This window comes from Klebsiella sp. GW_Kp181 (genome assembly GCF_040062315.1).
Lineage (GTDB): Bacteria > Pseudomonadota > Gammaproteobacteria > Enterobacterales > Enterobacteriaceae > Klebsiella > Klebsiella oxytoca.
This window is the reverse complement of record NZ_JBEAFR010000042.1, coordinates 66,675-82,987: the sequence shown is the minus strand read 5'-3', so window position 1 is coordinate 82,987 and position 16,313 is coordinate 66,675. Positions and strand designations below refer to the sequence as shown.

General features: G+C 54.3%; 17 protein-coding genes. 14 read left to right on the top strand and 3 right to left on the bottom strand.

Annotated features, from left to right (window positions below; genetic code table 11):
- Nucleotides 1-2 precede the first annotated feature (2 nt).
- From ABLV11_RS07465 to ABLV11_RS07405, 13 genes are all read left to right on the top strand, one after another.
- Nucleotides 3-551, top strand: a complete 549-nt coding sequence (locus ABLV11_RS07465) for a fimbrial protein (RefSeq protein ID WP_023321514.1) — start codon at nt 3-5, stop codon at nt 549-551.
- A 22-nt stretch (nt 552-573) separates the two neighbouring features.
- On the top strand, nt 574-1,245 hold the full coding sequence (locus tag ABLV11_RS07460; RefSeq protein ID WP_004104924.1) for a hypothetical protein: 672 nt from the start codon (nt 574-576) through the stop codon (nt 1,243-1,245).
- Nucleotides 1,246-1,348: 103 nt separating this feature from the next.
- Complete coding sequence (locus ABLV11_RS07455; RefSeq protein ID WP_004104922.1) at nt 1,349-1,558, top strand: DUF4762 family protein; 210 nt, start codon at nt 1,349-1,351, stop codon at nt 1,556-1,558.
- A gap of 70 nt (nt 1,559-1,628) precedes the next feature.
- On the top strand, nt 1,629-2,297 hold the full coding sequence (locus ABLV11_RS07450; protein WP_004104920.1) for a DsbA family protein: 669 nt from the start codon (nt 1,629-1,631) through the stop codon (nt 2,295-2,297).
- A gap of 2 nt (nt 2,298-2,299) precedes the next feature.
- The gene (locus ABLV11_RS07445) at nt 2,300-3,250 is read left to right on the top strand and encodes a hypothetical protein (RefSeq protein WP_064370253.1); all 951 of its coding nucleotides are present in this window, start codon (nt 2,300-2,302) and stop codon (nt 3,248-3,250) included.
- Nucleotides 3,251-3,259: 9 nt separating this feature from the next.
- A complete protein-coding gene (locus tag ABLV11_RS07440) occupies nt 3,260-5,371 on the top strand; it encodes an ATP-binding cassette domain-containing protein (RefSeq protein WP_105889072.1) in 2,112 nt (703 codons plus the stop codon).
- Complete coding sequence (locus ABLV11_RS07435) at nt 5,368-6,528, top strand: efflux RND transporter periplasmic adaptor subunit (RefSeq protein ID WP_016809797.1); 1,161 nt, start codon at nt 5,368-5,370, stop codon at nt 6,526-6,528. The genes ABLV11_RS07440 and ABLV11_RS07435 overlap by 4 nt, the downstream gene beginning before the upstream one ends.
- Complete coding sequence (locus ABLV11_RS07430; RefSeq protein ID WP_126489472.1) at nt 6,528-8,471, top strand: ABC transporter permease; 1,944 nt, start codon at nt 6,528-6,530, stop codon at nt 8,469-8,471. The genes ABLV11_RS07435 and ABLV11_RS07430 overlap by 1 nt, the downstream gene beginning before the upstream one ends.
- Nucleotides 8,468-9,865, top strand: coding sequence for a TolC family protein (locus ABLV11_RS07425; protein ID WP_265785075.1), 1,398 nt, complete (start codon nt 8,468-8,470; stop codon nt 9,863-9,865). Before ABLV11_RS07430 ends, ABLV11_RS07425 begins: the two co-directional genes overlap by 4 nt.
- Entirely contained in the window at nt 9,852-11,105 is a 1,254-nt protein-coding gene (locus ABLV11_RS07420) for a beta-ketoacyl-[acyl-carrier-protein] synthase family protein (RefSeq protein WP_348855259.1), read from the top strand. Before ABLV11_RS07425 ends, ABLV11_RS07420 begins: the two co-directional genes overlap by 14 nt.
- Entirely contained in the window at nt 11,102-11,896 is a 795-nt protein-coding gene (locus ABLV11_RS07415; protein ID WP_163525325.1) for a MaoC/PaaZ C-terminal domain-containing protein, read from the top strand. Before ABLV11_RS07420 ends, ABLV11_RS07415 begins: the two co-directional genes overlap by 4 nt.
- Nucleotides 11,897-11,912: 16 nt before the next feature.
- A complete protein-coding gene (locus ABLV11_RS07410; RefSeq protein ID WP_004104899.1) occupies nt 11,913-12,164 on the top strand; it encodes an acyl carrier protein in 252 nt (83 codons plus the stop codon).
- 1 nt (nt 12,165) lies between these two features.
- The gene (locus ABLV11_RS07405; protein WP_326932869.1) at nt 12,166-12,897 is read left to right on the top strand and encodes an SDR family NAD(P)-dependent oxidoreductase; all 732 of its coding nucleotides are present in this window, start codon (nt 12,166-12,168) and stop codon (nt 12,895-12,897) included.
- A gap of 23 nt (nt 12,898-12,920) precedes the next feature.
- On the opposite strand, the gene ABLV11_RS07400 is transcribed toward ABLV11_RS07405, so the two are convergent.
- Genes ABLV11_RS07400 through ABLV11_RS07390 form a run of 3 tightly spaced genes read right to left on the bottom strand, consistent with a single transcriptional unit; the run spans nt 12,921 to nt 15,373 of the window.
- Entirely contained in the window at nt 12,921-14,117 is a 1,197-nt protein-coding gene (locus ABLV11_RS07400; protein WP_023321509.1) for an HD domain-containing protein, read from the bottom strand.
- 34 nt (nt 14,118-14,151) lie between these two features.
- Nucleotides 14,152-14,640: a hypothetical protein gene (locus tag ABLV11_RS07395; protein WP_348855257.1), complete on the bottom strand. Its 489-nt coding sequence runs from the start codon at nt 14,638-14,640 to the stop codon at nt 14,152-14,154.
- Nucleotides 14,633-15,373 (bottom strand): winged helix-turn-helix domain-containing protein, encoded by a 741-nt coding sequence (locus ABLV11_RS07390; RefSeq protein WP_004104891.1) that lies wholly within the window; start codon nt 15,371-15,373, stop codon nt 14,633-14,635. The genes ABLV11_RS07395 and ABLV11_RS07390 overlap by 8 nt, the downstream gene beginning before the upstream one ends.
- Before the next feature lie 171 nt (nt 15,374-15,544).
- Between ABLV11_RS07390 and ABLV11_RS07385 the strand changes: the two genes are divergently transcribed.
- Nucleotides 15,545-15,865 carry a FaeA/PapI family transcriptional regulator gene (locus tag ABLV11_RS07385; protein ID WP_004104889.1) on the top strand — a complete coding sequence of 107 codons (321 nt, stop codon included), beginning with the start codon at nt 15,545-15,547 and terminating at the stop codon, nt 15,863-15,865.
- Nucleotides 15,866-16,313: the final 448 nt, after the last annotated feature.

Genomic DNA, 16,313 nt, shown 5'->3' with positions numbered 1-16,313 from the left:
GCATGCGTCAATTTATCGCATCAATGGTACTCATAGGTTCGCTATCGGCGGCCACCCCGGCACAGGCTATCGGGGAGCTGATCGGCGGCGATTTAAACTTCAAGGGAACCGTCGTTGCCCATGGTTGCAGTATCGTTCCCTCGTCAAAAAATATCGCCGTAGATTTTGGCGAAATTTCCACCCGTACGCTCTATGCGGAGAGAAAATCCCAACCTAAAGCTTTTGTGATTGAGCTTAAGGATTGCAGTACTGATGTGTTTAATTCCGTTACCGTAACATTTAGCGGCACGGAAAATGCCAACATGAGCGACCGCCTGGCGATAACGCCGATAGCGCCTAACTCTGCCAGCGGCATTGGCATTGGTTTTGAAGAGAATGATGGTACGGCGATTTCACTAAATACGCCGACGACCGCGGTTGCCATTTCCAGTGCCTCCATGCAGTTAAATTTTAAAGCTTTTGTGGAAGGGGAACCGGATGCCTTGAGTAACAAAACTTTGCAAACCGGGGCCTTCCAGGCAACTGCGAATTACACCATAAATTACCAGTAGATTAGATCAAGGATGATTAACTATGAGCCGTCATTTCTTTCTCTACGATAAAAACATCTTTTTCGCGGAAGGCGTGCGTTCGGTGGTGGCCGATCTGGCCGCGCATGAAGACGACTGCGCTTTCTCAAGGCTTGACCAATTCTCACAATTGATCAACACCCTGCGTCAGCCAAAGCAAAAAGATGAACTGCGCTGGATCCTCTGCGATGTCGACAGTTTGCCGGATGAGCGTTTTAATGCGCTCTACACCATTAAAGAGTATTACTGCCGGGAAAATCAGCAGCTGGTAATTTTATTGGGAGAAAATAATATCTCTCTGTTTTTTGCGTTGCATTCTTTGCTGCCGGAAGCGAGTTGGCTATTAAAGAATGAATCGCTGGATAATTTTTTTAAATTTATCGAAAGCGCTGATGCCATGGTGGCGAAGAAAATTTTCTTCAGTCGATCCTTAATTAATTATACTCGACAGAAATGGCTCGCCAGGGATTTTAACAACAGCATCTCCAGCGATGACTGGTGGTTAATGGAAGAAATATTCAAAGGGAAAACGCTGTCACAAATTTCCTCTGAGCAAAAAATTGATGTTCGTCGATTGAGCCGCTGTAAACGCGGGCTGATGAAAAAATTAAACGTAAAAAATAACGTGGAACTGTTTAATATTTTCAAATGCATCGTGGCTACCCCCTGCGTTTAATAACGTACCAGCGATGACATCGCAAGAATTACTGGCAGGTATTTAAGCCAGTAGGTAAGTGTAAGAAAATACATTTCAATATAAATAGTTAAGGATCTAACAAATGAAAAAATTAAGCATGATTGAAGCATCAACAATCATTGGCGGGACCTGCAAGGAAACTTGCACCAGCTCTTACGAGACGGTGGTTGTTGGCGGTATCTCTACCTGTAAACAAGTGACTACCTGTACGGATAAGCACGGTAACTCAACCGTGACCTCCAAAGATGCGCCTGACGGTATGTGTGTTGTACCGAATAGCATCCGTCAGTAATTTCTGATGCGTTACATGGAGGGGGAACCCTCCATGTATTTCTCCGCCGTATTCGCGAGCCTGGTATCAAATGAAGATAAAACCTATTACCGCTGTTGGCTATACATTTCTGGTGGCGTTAATTTCGTCGCTAATTACCGTGCTGTGCTATCACATTTTTGTTTTCAATACGTTTTCGCTGGATAGCAGTCAGCCTTCGGCTCTACGAGAAATTGACAGCGCCACCGTTGCCAGTAGCCCAATCAAGAATGAGAAAAGCATCATTGAAGTGATGTCCTACGGCTGTCACTACTGCGCGTCGAACGAAGAAGAGATCGAAAAATTCGCCGCCACGTTACCGGCGGATAGCGCCTTTGACGTTATCCATATTACGGCCGAAAGAAACGGCCTGGCCATTTATGCGCCGGTTTTCGCCACGCTGGAGGTTATGGGCCTTGAGCGCCAGATGCGCGATCGGGCTTTTAACGCCGTGCTGACCCGCGGTATTAATTTAGCGGATGATGACGCGCTTAACGGCTGGCTGAAAAAAAATGATATTGATGTCGAGAAATACCATCAGATACGCCAAAGTCAGGCCGTTGCCGAGCGCCTGGAATATATGGCGAAAATTACCGAACTCTACGACATTAACGCGACGCCGTTGTTTATTGTTAATAAAAAATACGTGGTTGCGAAGGATCGCCAGTTCCCTGAATTTGCTGACTATATGCGCCAGCTGTTAACGCAGGACAAGGAGTAAGCGTGACGCGTTTTCTCATCGTCTGGAGCGTTTTCAGCGTAAGAAAATGGTTCGCGCAGCTGAGCTGGCGCTACCGGCCTTTTACCGGCTATGGCCAAAAGGCGGTGCGCAGGATCATGCGTTTCACCCCCATGCCGCTGCTGTTGATAGCGGTTCGCGCGCTATGTCGGCTACGGTTATTGGGCCGACACTACCGCGGCCGTACCGCCGTGGCGACGCAAAACTACCGCTGCCTGACGGGCGCCGACGGGCGAATCGATGCCGCATGGATAGCCATGCGCCGTCAGTTGCTTGAAATGGGCGCGACCTGGGGACAGCATCCGGCTACGCTGGCCCAGATGCAGGCGTGCACGCGAGAGCTTGATGCCGTTGTCGCGCCTCTGGTGGCGCAAAAGACGCCGGTCGTCCTCGCGCCGCTGCACTGCGTTTCCGATATTTTAGCGGCGATGGTCGGGGCCGGCGTGACGCCGGGAAAAGCCAGCGTGGTGGTCTCCTCCAGCGCGGAAAGCTACACCGTCGCCAGCCGAAAAATGGGCGGCGTCGCGCTCTCTTACTGCTCAATCCACCAGGATAATACGTCGCTGGCCAGCGAGCTTATGGCGTTAATGACCAATGTATCGGAAGGGCGGGAAAATATGATTATTTTCCCCGACATTCCTGCCGATTACACCGTGCAGACCCATGAAGCGCAGTCCGGGAAAATAAGCTGCCGACTCTTTGGCCGCCCGGCGAAATTACATAGCGGCGTACAGCGATTTTCTCGCATCGTATCGGCGCAGGTGGTTTTTTATCACCTCTATTATCAGCAGGGGATAAAAATAAAGATCTATTCTCCGCTGAGACCAAAAGAGGTCGCGGCACAGCTACCGACGATGATTGAAAACACCCTGCGTGACTATCCGCAGGACTGGCTTTTGTGGCACAGCCATTCGCTCTATTTTATTAATCACTGATGCATCATCATGAAAAAGATTATCCCTGATATGGTTTTCCAGGAAGAGACCAATGAATGCGGCCTCTCCTGTATTGCGATGCTGGCGCAGACCCAGAATATTCCGTGCTCTCTCCCGGCATTGCGGGAAATTTTCCCCGCATCCGATCATGGGACATCGTTGAGCGATCTATCCGTTATCCTGCAACAGGTCGGCATTGCCACCGCGCCGGTGTTGTTTGACCACGATGAACTCCATGCGCTGCCGTTCCCGTCCATTCTGCACTATGGCGCCAGCCACTATGTCCTGCTGGCCTGGCGCAAAGGGGATTACGTTTGCGTGATGAATCCGGCGATTGGCCAGCAGTGGCTGCCTTTCTCGGCATTAAAAAAAGAGATTAGCGGCTATGCGCTGATCCTCGAAGAATCTCCCGGCGCGATCGCCAGTCCGGATCCGGTTATTGCCGGGGCGCAGCAGGAGATGCCGCGCGCGATGAGCCTGAAGGAGACCGCGGCGGTACCGGGTATTTATAAACTGATGCTATTAACCTTCCTGGTATCGCTAACGCTGTTTTTAATGCCGACGATGGTCAGTCGGGCGATAAACCAGGCCTTCTCAGACGTTCAGAATACGCAGTTTCCTTATTTATGGTTCATCCTCGCTTTTGTCATATCCACGCTGTTAGCGCTGGGGGTGAGGGTGATTAGCGAGCGCTTTATCCGCCGCTTTGTCCTCCTCAAGAGCGATATCGGTTTTTCCCGCTTGCTGAATAATCCGCTGCGTTTTTTTGAAAAACGCGCGCCGGGGGATGTTTTCAGCCGCTTTATTGCCTGGCAGGGAGGGATGCTGCAAAAAATCGAGCTGGATAACGGACTCCGCTCGGACTGGATAATCTGCGTTATCGCTATCGGCATTATGTTCTGGATCTCACCGGCGCTGGCGCTCATTTCCGCTGCGGGCATTGTCGTGATGGGGCTGATCAGCGTCTGGGCGATATTCCGCGACCGCTGGTATACGCAGCAGCTGCAGTTGAAAAGCGCGACGCTGAATGACTTTTTCATGGAAACCCTTCAGGGGGTGTTAACCATTAAAACTGCCGGGCTGGAAACGCAGCGCAAAGCGCAGTTTGCCCGTTTGTCACACGACCTTTTCACCTGCCTTCAGCGGCAGAAAGTTTACCAGCAGGTAAAAGAAGGTCTGTATCAGCTCACCGGCAGCCTCGAGATGGTGGTCTTTATGCTGGTGGTGCTGCCACTGGTGAGCGCAAAGCTTATCTCGCTGGGCGACTTTTTTGCCTATAGCTTTTTACGGCAGATTTTTACCTCTTACGTCACGCGGATATTCTATGCCGTGATCCGTAAATCGCAGCTACACGTGATTGATACCCGCGCGCAGGGCCTGTTTACCCGTGAGGAACCTGCAACTCCTCAGTTATCTCCGCTGCGTGGGGAGGCGGTTCCGCAGCTGGCGTTTGAGGCGGTGAGCTTTCATTACGCTCCGCAAAGCCCGGTGCTGAATGCCGTTGATCTCCGGCTGGAACCCGGCGATCGGGTGGCGATTGTCGGCGATTCCGGCGCCGGAAAAAGTACCCTGCTACGGCTGATGGCCGGGCTTTTTTCCGCACAGCATGGGCGCATTCTGCTGGACGGTGAAGAGGCGACCGCCCGCCAGCTGGCCTCGCAGGTATGGCTGCAGAGCCAGGAAGATATTTTGTTTAACGCCTCGGTGCTGCAAAACATCACCCTGTTTGACCCGTGGTACAGCGACAGCGATCGCGGGCGAGTGGAGGCGCTGGTCGATAAAATGGCGCTGGGGCCGGTCGTTCAGGCGCTGCCGGGAGGCATGGAGGCGCTGATCCGCGAGAGCCATTCGGCGCTCTCTTTAGGCCAGCGTCAGCGGCTGATGCTGGCGCGGGCGCTCTACAGCGCCCGGCCTATTTTGCTCTGCGATGAACCGACCGCCAATCTTGATGACGAAACCGCGGAAACGGTGATCGCCGCGCTGTGCCAGCACTGTCGTGAACAGGGCAAAACGCTGATCGTGGTAACCCACAGTGCGCCCATCCTGCATCACTTCACGCGGGTATATCGTCTGGATGAAGGCGAGCTGCGCGATATCGCACAGGGAGCGCCGGGCCAATGAGGCGACAATTTTTACGCCGCCGTAAAGCGTGGCTACTTGCGCTGGTCGCGATCCTGGCCATTATCGCCGCCGTTTTTTATCAGCGCTCGCTTCCGGCCCAGGCCGAGTCGCTCTACACCGTTGCGCTCGATCGCGGGGATATCGAAAAAGTAGTGCTGGCGAGCGGGACTATTAAACCTGCCGTCCAGGTGAGCGTCGGCGCGCAGGTCAGCGGCCAGCTACGTAAGCTGTACGTGCGCCAGGGCGAGCGGGTACGTAAGGGGCAGCTGTTAGCCGAAATTGACCCGACGCTGCAGCTTTCCGATTTACGCAACGCCACCGCGCAGCTGGCCAGCGCCAGGGCGCAAAAGCTGGCTTCCGAGGCCACGCTGGTACAGTACCGCAAAGCGCTGGCGCGCGAGCAGGCGATGCAGCGCGATGGCTCGGGAGTGAGTAGCGATCTTGAGCAGGCGCAGGCGCAGTATAGCGCGCAGGTCCAGCAGATTGCGGTTAACGAAGCGCAGATCGTACAGGCGGAAATGAGCGTGCAGACCGCCAACGCCAACCTCGGCTACACCCGCATCCTTGCTCCTGTGGATGGTGAAGTGCTGGGCATCGTCACCCGTGAGGGGCAAACCATCGTCTCCTCACAAATCGCGCCGACGATTCTGGTGCTTGCCGACCTCGATAAAATGCAGGTGCAAACGCGCATTTCCGAAGCCGATATTCAGAAAATCCATCCCGGTCAGCCGCTGTGGTTTTACGTCATCGCCGATCCGCAGACGCGCTATGAAGGGGAGCTGGGCTACGTCCAGCCCGCGCCGCAGGAGGCGCTGGAGGAACAAAACGGCGGAGCTTCTGCCGGTAATCAGCAGAGCAGCGCCATTTACTATAACGGTACCTTCGAAGTCGATAACCACCAGCGCTTGCTGAAAACCTCAATGACCGCCCAGGTGTTTATCCGCATCGCGCAGGTAAAAGACGCGCTGCGCGTGCCGGTCGCCGCGCTGGGGCGTTCGCTCGGTGATGAGCGTTACATTGTGATGGTGCAAACGGCGAGCGGTAGCGAGGAGCGCACCGTCCGTATCGGGATTAACGATCGTCAGTACGCGCAGGTGCTGGAAGGATTACGGCCCGATGAGCGGGTGGTGATCCCGCAGGACGCGGGGTCTGTGTGATGGCTGAGCCGCTGATCGTGCTGAACAACGTCACGCGTCATTTTACCGCCGGGACGCAGATTATTCCGGTACTAAAATCCGTCTCTCTGACCATTATGCCCGGCGAAATGGTGGCGATTATGGGCGCTTCCGGCTCGGGTAAATCGACGTTGATGAACATTATTGGTTGCCTGGATAAGCCCAGCAGCGGCGAGGTTTATATCAACGGGATCGCCACTCACCGGGCGGATAGCGCGGCGCTGGCCGAGCTGCGCAGCCGCTGGCTGGGGTTTATTTTTCAGCGCTACCACCTGATGCCTTATCTGACGGCGGAAGAGAATATCGCCATCCCCGCGCTCTATACCGCGATGCCCGCCGCTGAACGCCAGGCGCGCATTGCGCTACTGGCTGAAAAGCTGGGCATTGATGCGCGGTTACAGCACAAACCCGCTCAGCTTTCCGGCGGCCAGCAGCAGCGGGTCAGCGTCTGCCGGGCGTTAATCAACGGCGCGCAGATTATTCTCGCCGATGAGCCCACCGGGGCGTTGGATAGCGTCAGCGGTCGGGCGCTGATGGATGTTCTGCACCAGCTGAACGCCGACGGGCACACGGTCATCATCGTGACTCACGATCGCGAGGTGGCGCGGCAGGCGCAGCGGATCGTCGAGATCAGCGACGGACAGGTGGTTGCCGACAGTACCCACAGCGCTCGAGATAATCGCGGCATTCAGCGCCTTCCCGCAGTACAGGATAATGGTCGGGCCTCGCTGTCGCGCAGTATCGGAGAGTCGGTGCGGATGGCCTGGCGTTCCTTACTGGGACATCGGATGCGCGCCTTTCTGTCGATGCTGGGGATAATCATCGGCATTTCGTCCGTGGTCTCCTCCATGGCGGTGGGGGAAGGCGCCCGGCAGAGCATCATGAATGAGATTGGTAAGCTCGGAAATACCACGCTTGAAATCCGCCCGGGTACCGGCTGGGGCAGCAAGCGTCCGGATATGGAGCGGGCGCTGTCGCTGGATGATATCGCCAGCCTCGGCAGGCAGCCCTGGGTTCTGGGGGTATCGCCGATTGTTTCCAGCATGACCACCGCGGTGCGTCAGGGCTTTGATTCTTCGATAATTCTCTCCGGCGTTTCCGCAGACTACTTTTCGCTGCAGGGGATTCGTTTTATTCAGGGCAACGGTTTTACCCGCCGCGATGTCGAGGATCGCGAACCGGTGCTGGTACTGGATGAAACCAGCAGGGAGACGCTGTTTCCCGGCAATGAAGATCCGCTGGGTAAAATTGTGCAGATTGCCGGCGCGCCGTGGCGGGTAATCGGCATTGCCAGCAAGCCCGGGCCAAAGGTGGTCAGCGGGTTTATGTCGGCGTGGATCCCCTATAGTTCGCTATTGCAGCGGATTTCCGGCGATAAGCCGCTGGAGGCGCTGACGCTGCGCTTCCAGGAAACGCTGTCGCCGCAGGAAGCAGCGCGGCGCGCGGAAAGGCACCTTATCCGCGAGCACGGCAAAAAAGATTTCTTTGTCCAGACCGATGAGCAGCTCGCCAAAGCGCTGCAAAAAACCTCCGACTCCATGTCGCTGCTGATCACCGCTATTGCCGCCATCTCGCTGCTGGTCGGCGGCGTGGGGGTGATGAATATCATGCTGGTTTCCGTTACCGAACGCACTCATGAGATTGGCATTCGGCTATCGGTCGGCGCCCGCCCTACCGATATCATGCATCAGTTCTTAATTGAGGCGGTGATGATCTGCGCGCTCGGCGGCTTAACGGGAGTGCTGGGCTCATGGGCCGCCGGTAACCTGTTTGCCCTGCTGACGCAGGAGTTTTCCATGGTCTTTACCTGGCTGCCGGTGGCGATGGCCTGCGGCTTTTCCGCCCTGATAGGCCTGACGTTCGGCTATTTCCCGGCGCGTCGTGCGGCGCGGCTAAACCCGACGGAGGCGCTGGCCCGCGAATGAGATCGCTGACTTTATTATCGTTAATTGTATTGCTGACGGGCTGTGGAAATTTGACCCGCAGCGATTATCAGCGGCCGCTGCTGTCGGTGCCGGAGAACTGGCAGCGAACGGAAGGGCAAAGCGCCGCGCTTGCGTCGGAGAAAGCGGGTCGCTGGTGGGACCGTTTCGGCGATGAACGTCTGTCGCGGGTGATGGGGCAGGTTCTGGAAAGCAATAACGATCTGGCCGCTGCCGCCTTAACCCTTCGGCAGGCGCGCATTTCCGCCGGGCTAGCCCGAACCAATATCTCCCCCGACGCGACGCTTAACGGCGCCGGCAGTAACTCAAAGCCGCTCAATAGCGGAGGTTCGCAGGAGAGCTATAGCGCCTCGTTATCCCTGAGCTATGAGCTGGATCTGTGGGGCAAGCTGGCGCGGGTTCGTGAACAGAGCGAGTGGGAGGCGATTGCCAGCGAACAGGACTATCGGGCGACGATCCTGTCGACGATTGATACTACCGCGCAGCTCTACTGGAATATCGCGCTGCTGAATCAACAAATGGCTTATCAGGCCACCAGCCTGGATATCGCCAGGCAGACGCTGGCGCAGATTGAGTCCTGGCAGCGGGCGGGGAAAGTGGGGCTGCTTGACGTTCTGCAGTCCCGGCAGACGGTCATCAGTCGCCAGAATCAGCTGCAAAGCCTGAAACAGCAGCGGGCGATCTCCCGCAACGCGCTGGCGCTGCTGCTCAACAGGCCCCCCGCGCAGCATAGCGATGAAGCACCGGCGCTTGACGTCCATCAGCGTGTCGCCATTGCCAGCGCCACGCCGCTAGCCGCGCTCGCCAGCCGGCCCGATCTGCAGGCGGCGGAGTCGCGGCTGCGCGCGGCGCTGGCGGGTTCCGATGCGGCGCGGCTGAGCTTTTATCCCACGCTCTCGCTGCAGGGGACGCTGAGCGCCGGCAGCCAGATCTTTCACCAGTGGTTTAACGACCCGCTGCGTACCGTCGGAAGCAGCGTCGGCGCGCCCTTTATCCAGTGGAACACGGTACAGCTTACCGTGGAGCAGGCCAGCGTAAAGGTGCAGCAGGAGGCGGTGAACTTCCGCCGTACGGCCTACACCGCGCTGTCGGAGGTGGACGATGCGATGGAGAAGCGGCTTAACGCCGACGAGCAGCGCGAGCGCCTGCTGCAATCGCTGCAGCTGGGCCAGCGGCGCCTGACGCTCACCGAAAGCCGCTATCGGGCGGGCGCGGTGGACTACCAGACCCTGCTGAACGCACAGGACGCGCTGCTCGACGTACAGAACAGCCTGGCGCAGAACCAGTACGACTATCTTTATGCCACTTTGCAGCTTTGGCTGGCGCAGGGAGGCAATAACCCGCAACAGAGGATTTCCCAGAATGAGTCACAGTAAACCCCCTTATCGCGTGGTGATAACCGGCTATGGCGCGGTGACTCCCCTTGGCGATAGCGCTGCCGAAAGCTGGCAGGCGATCATGGATTATCGACGCGGTTACCGCTATGTGGATCTCTCCGCTAACGGCATCCACACCCATTTTATCGGTCAGGTAGAGAAGGAACCCAGCCTCAAGGGGATTCCCGCCGCTATTCGTCGGCGTCTGCCGCGTCACGCTCGCCTGGCGCTGGCCGCCGCGCGGGAGGCGGTGGCGATGGCCTTTGCTGGCAAACCACCCACCGATGCTTATGACCCGCTGAGGTGTGGCGCCATTATCGGCTCCGGCTGGGCAGGGCTGGATGAAAGCTATCTGGCGGTACCGGAGTTTGAGAAAACGGGCGTCTCTTCGCCCTTCAGCTGCTTCTTTTCGATGCCGAACGTGACCACCGCGGCCTGTAGTCAGCTGTGGAATCTGCGCGGTTATCAAAATACTCCGGTCGCCGCCTGCGCCACCGGCACTATCGCCATTGGCGAGGCCTATGATGCGATTCGCTTTGGCCGGGCCAGCATGATGCTCGCCGGGGCCGGGGAGTCGTTAAACAGCGTTTGCGCTATCTGGAATATCGATGTGCTTGGCGCGTTGAGCCGGGAAGCGTCATCGCCGGAGCGGGCCAGCTGCCCGTTCAGCCTGCAGCGCAGCGGGTTTGTCCTTTCTGAAGGCGGCGCGGTGCTGTGCCTGGAAGAGCGCGAAAGCGCCCTGGCACGGGGCGCGACAATCCTCGCGGAGGTCACCGGTTATGCCAATTTCTCCGATGCGGTGGATTTTACCTCACCGGCCGAAGACTGCGTGGCCCGTGAACAGACTATCCGCTGGGCGCTGCGCGACGCGGGCCTGCAGCCTGCCGATCTCGATTATATCAACGCTCACGGCACCTCCACGCCGCTCAACGATATGAATGAAACGCAGTCACTGAAAAAAGCGCTCGGCGACGAGGCGTACCGGATCCCGGTCTCCAGTACCAAAGCCTACTCCGGACATCTGATCGCCGCCGCGGGGAGCTTCGAGACCATTGTCTGCCTGCAGGCGATGGCGGCGGGGATCATGCCGGCGACAGCGCATCTGACGCAGCCCGATCCGCAGTGCGATCTCGACTATATCGCCGAAGGGCATCGTCAGGGAGAGATCCGTCGGGCGCTGAATCTGAGCTTTGGTTTCGGCGGCGCGAACACCGCGCTGGTACTGGAGAAACACGCGTGACGCTGCTGCGCTACACCCTTGCCGATGCGCAGCAGTGGGCGGCGTTTTCCGGCGATGAAAACCCCATTCACTTCGACTACGCGGCAGCGCGCGCGATGGGGGCGGGGCAGCTGAGCGTCCACGGAATGCGCGCGCTTCTGGACGTGAAGCGCGATGTCCAGTCGCGGCTGTGCCGCCCGGAGGGATACGTAAAATGCCAGGTCCGCCTGCGCAGGCCGCTATGGTGCGATACCGACTGGCTGTTAACGCCCGGGACGGCGAAACAGCGGATTCTCTCCGCTGTATCGGTTAGCCACCCGCAGAATGGCGAAATCTGTTTGTCATGCCAGATGAGCCTGGCGGCTGAGCCGGAGTCGCTGGAGGGTAAGCAGCCCAGCAAACTGGCGTCCACGACGCTGCTCGCGCTGCAATCCCATTTCAATCGCGCCTGGCCCGACCTGGCGCAGTGGCAGTTCCTTGATGCGCTGCTGTTCCGTCAGCTGATTTGCGATGAGGCGCTGCTGCGCCAGGAGAATATTGCAGCCCTGCTCGGACCGGGGGAAACCTCGCTGCAGCAAATTTTTTCCCGCTACCCGGTGCTGCAAACCCATCAGGAAGTGGTTTTTGATGCTCATCTGGCAGGCAAAGGGACGCCGGTCCAACCCGGCTCGCTGTCGCTCTGGCTGTTGCCTTCATTGGTGGTCGGCCAGGCTGAGCAGGGCGCGCTGGTGCGTATTGCAGCGGCGGCGCAGCTGGATAATCAGGTCATAACGAATGTGGTTACGCTAAAAGTTGGACCAATTACTAATTGATAATTAAGGATAATTTATGATTCCCTATGATGAAGTTCTGCAAAAAGTGTGTGAAATGATTTGTGACGCCAAGGACCTGGAGCCGGATGAGGTGGATGAGAATACGCCGCTGGTTCGCTTAAAGTTAGATAGTCTGGACTACGTCGAGCTGATGGTGCTGGCAAAACGTGAATTCAATATTACCCTGGAAGCGGACTGGTTTATTCAAAATCCGGGGATCACGCTGGGTGAACTGTGTCAGCATATCAGCAAAGAGTCAGGCAGCTGATATGGCGCAAAAATGGGTGCTGGTTACCGGCGGCAGCCGGGGGATAGGCCGGGCGCTGGTCGCCGGCCTGGCGCAAAACGGGAACGTGGTGTTTACCGGGCGCAATGAAGCGGCGATTAACGCCACTCTGGCGGAGTGTGAAAATTCATCGTATCAGGTGCAAGGATACGCCTGCGACGGCAACGACGAGTCGCGGGTTGGAGAACTTGCTCAGGCGCTGCTGGCCGAGCGGGGCGCACCGGAGGCAATTATTCACAATGCCGGAATGGCTCGCGATGGCCTGCATATTCACCAGAACGCCGCGCTATGGCGCGAGGTGCTGGACACCAACGTTATCTCAATGATGAACTGGAACCGGGTTCTGCTGCCGGCGATGTTGATGCAGCGGCGCGGCTCCATCGTGATGATGTCGTCGGTCAGCGCCTTCAAGGGTAACGTCGGGCAGACGGCGTATGCGGCGAGTAAAGCGGCGATGAGCGGCATTGCGCGTTCGCTGGCGCTGGAGGTCGGGCGCTTCGGCATTCGGGTAAACTGCCTGGCGCCGGGCCTGATCCGCACGGAGATGCTGGAAGAGATACCCGCGCAAAAATTGAAAGAGATGCGCCAGTCGATACCTCTGCGCAGGTTGGGCGAAACGGATGATGTACTGAAGGCCGTGGCGTTTTTAATCGGCGAGGGGAGTGAATATATGACCGGACAAACTCTGATTCTGGACGGCGGATTAAGCGCCTGAGGACGTTCAGGCGGGGTGGCTCTTTACGCGGAGCTGGTGAGTTGCTCAACGCGATTCACCAGCTCTTTTATTTCTCCCGCAGTTGCGCGATAGATCTGAATAATTTGTGAAGCGTGCTGCGCGATAGGCGACAGCATAAACGAGGGAATTTCATTTCCCGGGTTATTTTTAATTAACTGGGCCAGCGATTTTTCTTCTCCCTTCGGCCCGCTCAGGGCATGGACCAGCAGTCGACTAACCGTAATGAGCAGGGCTTCCGTTTGTAGCGATTCAGCGTGCCATTTAGAGGACGCATTACGATTTTGCATGGCTATCCATTCAGTAATATCATCAATTCCTTCAATACTATAGAGAGAGGCTTCTGCTCTGCCTGGCGAAGCGGATCGCGCTGGCGGCGGGCTATGATCCAGGCAGGAGATATTATGCAGCAATCCGCCAATCTCAACTTTTAGCGTTTGCGTCGCGCTCATTTCCATGGTGGTCGCCAGATAGCCGGCAATATGGCCGACGGCCGCGGAGTGCCACGGCGTCTGCTGGCTGAACTGATCGACAATAAAAGAGACCAGTTCAGCAATATCGCGGAGGTTATGTAAAGAGATGGTATCGTTATGTACGCCAGGAATCGCTTTGATGTAATCGCGATAGTCGGTGGAGGCCATGACTGACCAGAAATGTTCATCGGCGGAAAGCGTTCTGAACGCCTGGACGTACTCTTGTTTATAGAGAATATTCGCCCCGGCGGCGACGATGTCGACCAGCTTTTTGCTTAAAAATGCGATATGACTGGTACGGTGCTGGCAATAAAGTACATCCAGCCGGTCGGCGAAGAACAGCAGGTGACTCTCTTCGGGGACCAGTTCTCCTTCAATATAATGTCCAAGACCGTTGCGCCAGTGGGTGTGATGATAGCGAACAATCCTGTTAAGAGGACGAAACAACGGGATGCGGCTAAGCAATTCGCTGCCGATAAGCGCGTGGTTGTTATGCTCGTTATCGATGTAATTTAGCGGCTCAAGACGTGATTTTTCATTTAACCCACCGACATCGTGAATTAGCGCCGCCAGAATGGTTTTACGCCGCTGGGCCGGAGAGAACTCCACTAAATTAGCCAGATGTGATGCGATAAACGCCGTTCTGACATGGTGCAGGTTCAGCCGGGGGTTAATCATATCAATGATATTGGCGATGCTGGCTAATGTCGGAAGTAAATGTATCGTCATGATATCGTTTTAATTAAAATTAATGAGATGAATCTCAATCAATGATGGTTTTCTGACGGCGACAACCATATTGTGGAAACTTTTGGGTGCCTAACAAAATAGTATCATCATTGACGTGATTTATATAGATGATTTTATCATTAGTTCGGCTTCCAAAGAGATTTTTTTGCGCAATATCTTCTGGCGTATTATCAGCGTGGTGGCGAATGACTTGCGAGTCTTTTAAATAAAAAAGATGGCTGGGAACGATGTTTCTTTTTAATGTGATGGCGATAGTGCGTGAGACGATATATTTATCGCCATTGCTGGTGAGTAAACCCTCCAGATTGATTAAAAGATGGTTTTTGAAAAGTTCTGCGGATAGCAATCCTTGGGAGCGAAGAATGTTCTCATTTATATTCTCCGTCAAATCGTAGCGTGATTCACAGGAAAATGAGTCCTCAGAACTGAAGTTTAGGTACAGGGTTGAAAATAGTATCAGCGCGAACGAACAGGCGGAAAATATCAAGGCATATTTACGCATTTTTTATTTCCTTATAGTAATAACTATGGCATTGCTGGTCTTTAATGTCGCACTCAAGCATGAAAATATCCATGTAAATACCTAATCCCTGCTCCTGATTCATTTGTCGGTTAAAGAAGTAGATTTTCTTTGGCGTGGAACAGTCCAGCCCCGAGGTAAAGAGCTTTTTATTCCTGAGTATTTCTGTCACCGGGATAGCTTCGGAACCATAAATAGTGCATTTATCTTGGGTGAACATGAGCTTAGCTGTTTGTTTTTTATAGATAAAAAAATAAGAGAGCAGCATCGCGACTGCTGCGAACGCGATCAGTAACATCGCCGCTTTGCAATGTTGTTGCAGCAAGTTACGCTCAGGCAGCTGTGGAGAAAGGGTTGGCAGTGTGATAGAGGAAGAGTAATCATTGTCGGTAGTGATAATGACATCCTCAGAAATTTTAAAGCCAATTCGCGGTACCGTAATAATCACATTCTTTTCAATACCCAGATCCGCAAGGCTGCGACGCAGCGTTGAGATGTACTGATTAAGATTACTATTAGATGGCCTCGCACCATATTTTTCAAACACCGTCTGGAAAATATCAACCCGCGAAATAATATCCCCCCGGTATTGCAACAGACTAGTAAGAAGGCGAGTCGAAGTGGCGGAGAGTTCAATACAATCGCCGGTCAAGAGATTGACCAGAGAGGCCTCCTCAGTATCAAATGTAATAAATCCCTCTATATCGAACCGCATTTTTATCTCCACACGGAATTAAAAATTCACTCTTTATATCAGGTTTTTTATCATAAAAAAAAGTGAATTTCAGATAAATGTACTGTTTAAGTTGAAATTTAAAGTTAATGTTGCCGTTTTTATGGGGTCATCCCATACTCCCAAGCACTGAATGACAGAAGGAGCTGACTCATGAAGATTGCAATTTCACCCAGTACGCCAGATTCACATCATGGTTCGCTAACCGCAGTTGAGAGTTTAAGAACATTGATGACCACAATGGGCATCAATAAATTCTCCGGGGTGAACGTACCAGAGCAGGAGTATATTCTTTATGTATTGAAAGAACATGAGCCTGAGGGGTTACTTACTCGTGAGTTAGCGGACAGGTGCGAAATGTCAATATATAAGGTCAGACATTTACTACTGCCGTTAGAGAAGTATGGTCAGGTGATCAGAATAAAGGTTAACAAACATCATAAGTGGTATTTTTATAATAAACATATTGACTAAAGGTCATACTAACAAGAGGCTGTGATGTTTGCAATAAATATAGAAATCTTAGGCGTTTTTTGTTTTTTTTAAGGTTTTTTGAGAATCGATATCTCGCAAATAATAGAGAAAGTTCTTAATGCTGATATCTTTTTCTTACTCGTAACAAGTCATTTCGCTATTCAGAGGGTGATAAATTTTTATCAGCGATGATAGATAATTCTTAGAGGGTCATTTGAGCGAAGGACGATGATCGCAGGAGGGCTTTTTTTGTTGATGAAATGACACGCTTGTTTCTGATATGTTAAATTGGCGGCCGGGTTGTCAGATGAGCATAACGACAGAGCGCAATGAGCTAAGGATGCCGGTAGCAAAGGTAGAAAAATGAAAATCCCGATCCTGGCTCTTCTTTATGTACTTCGGTTGAGTGGCGTCCTCATTCCTGTTTTGGCGCTTGCTGATAAAATAT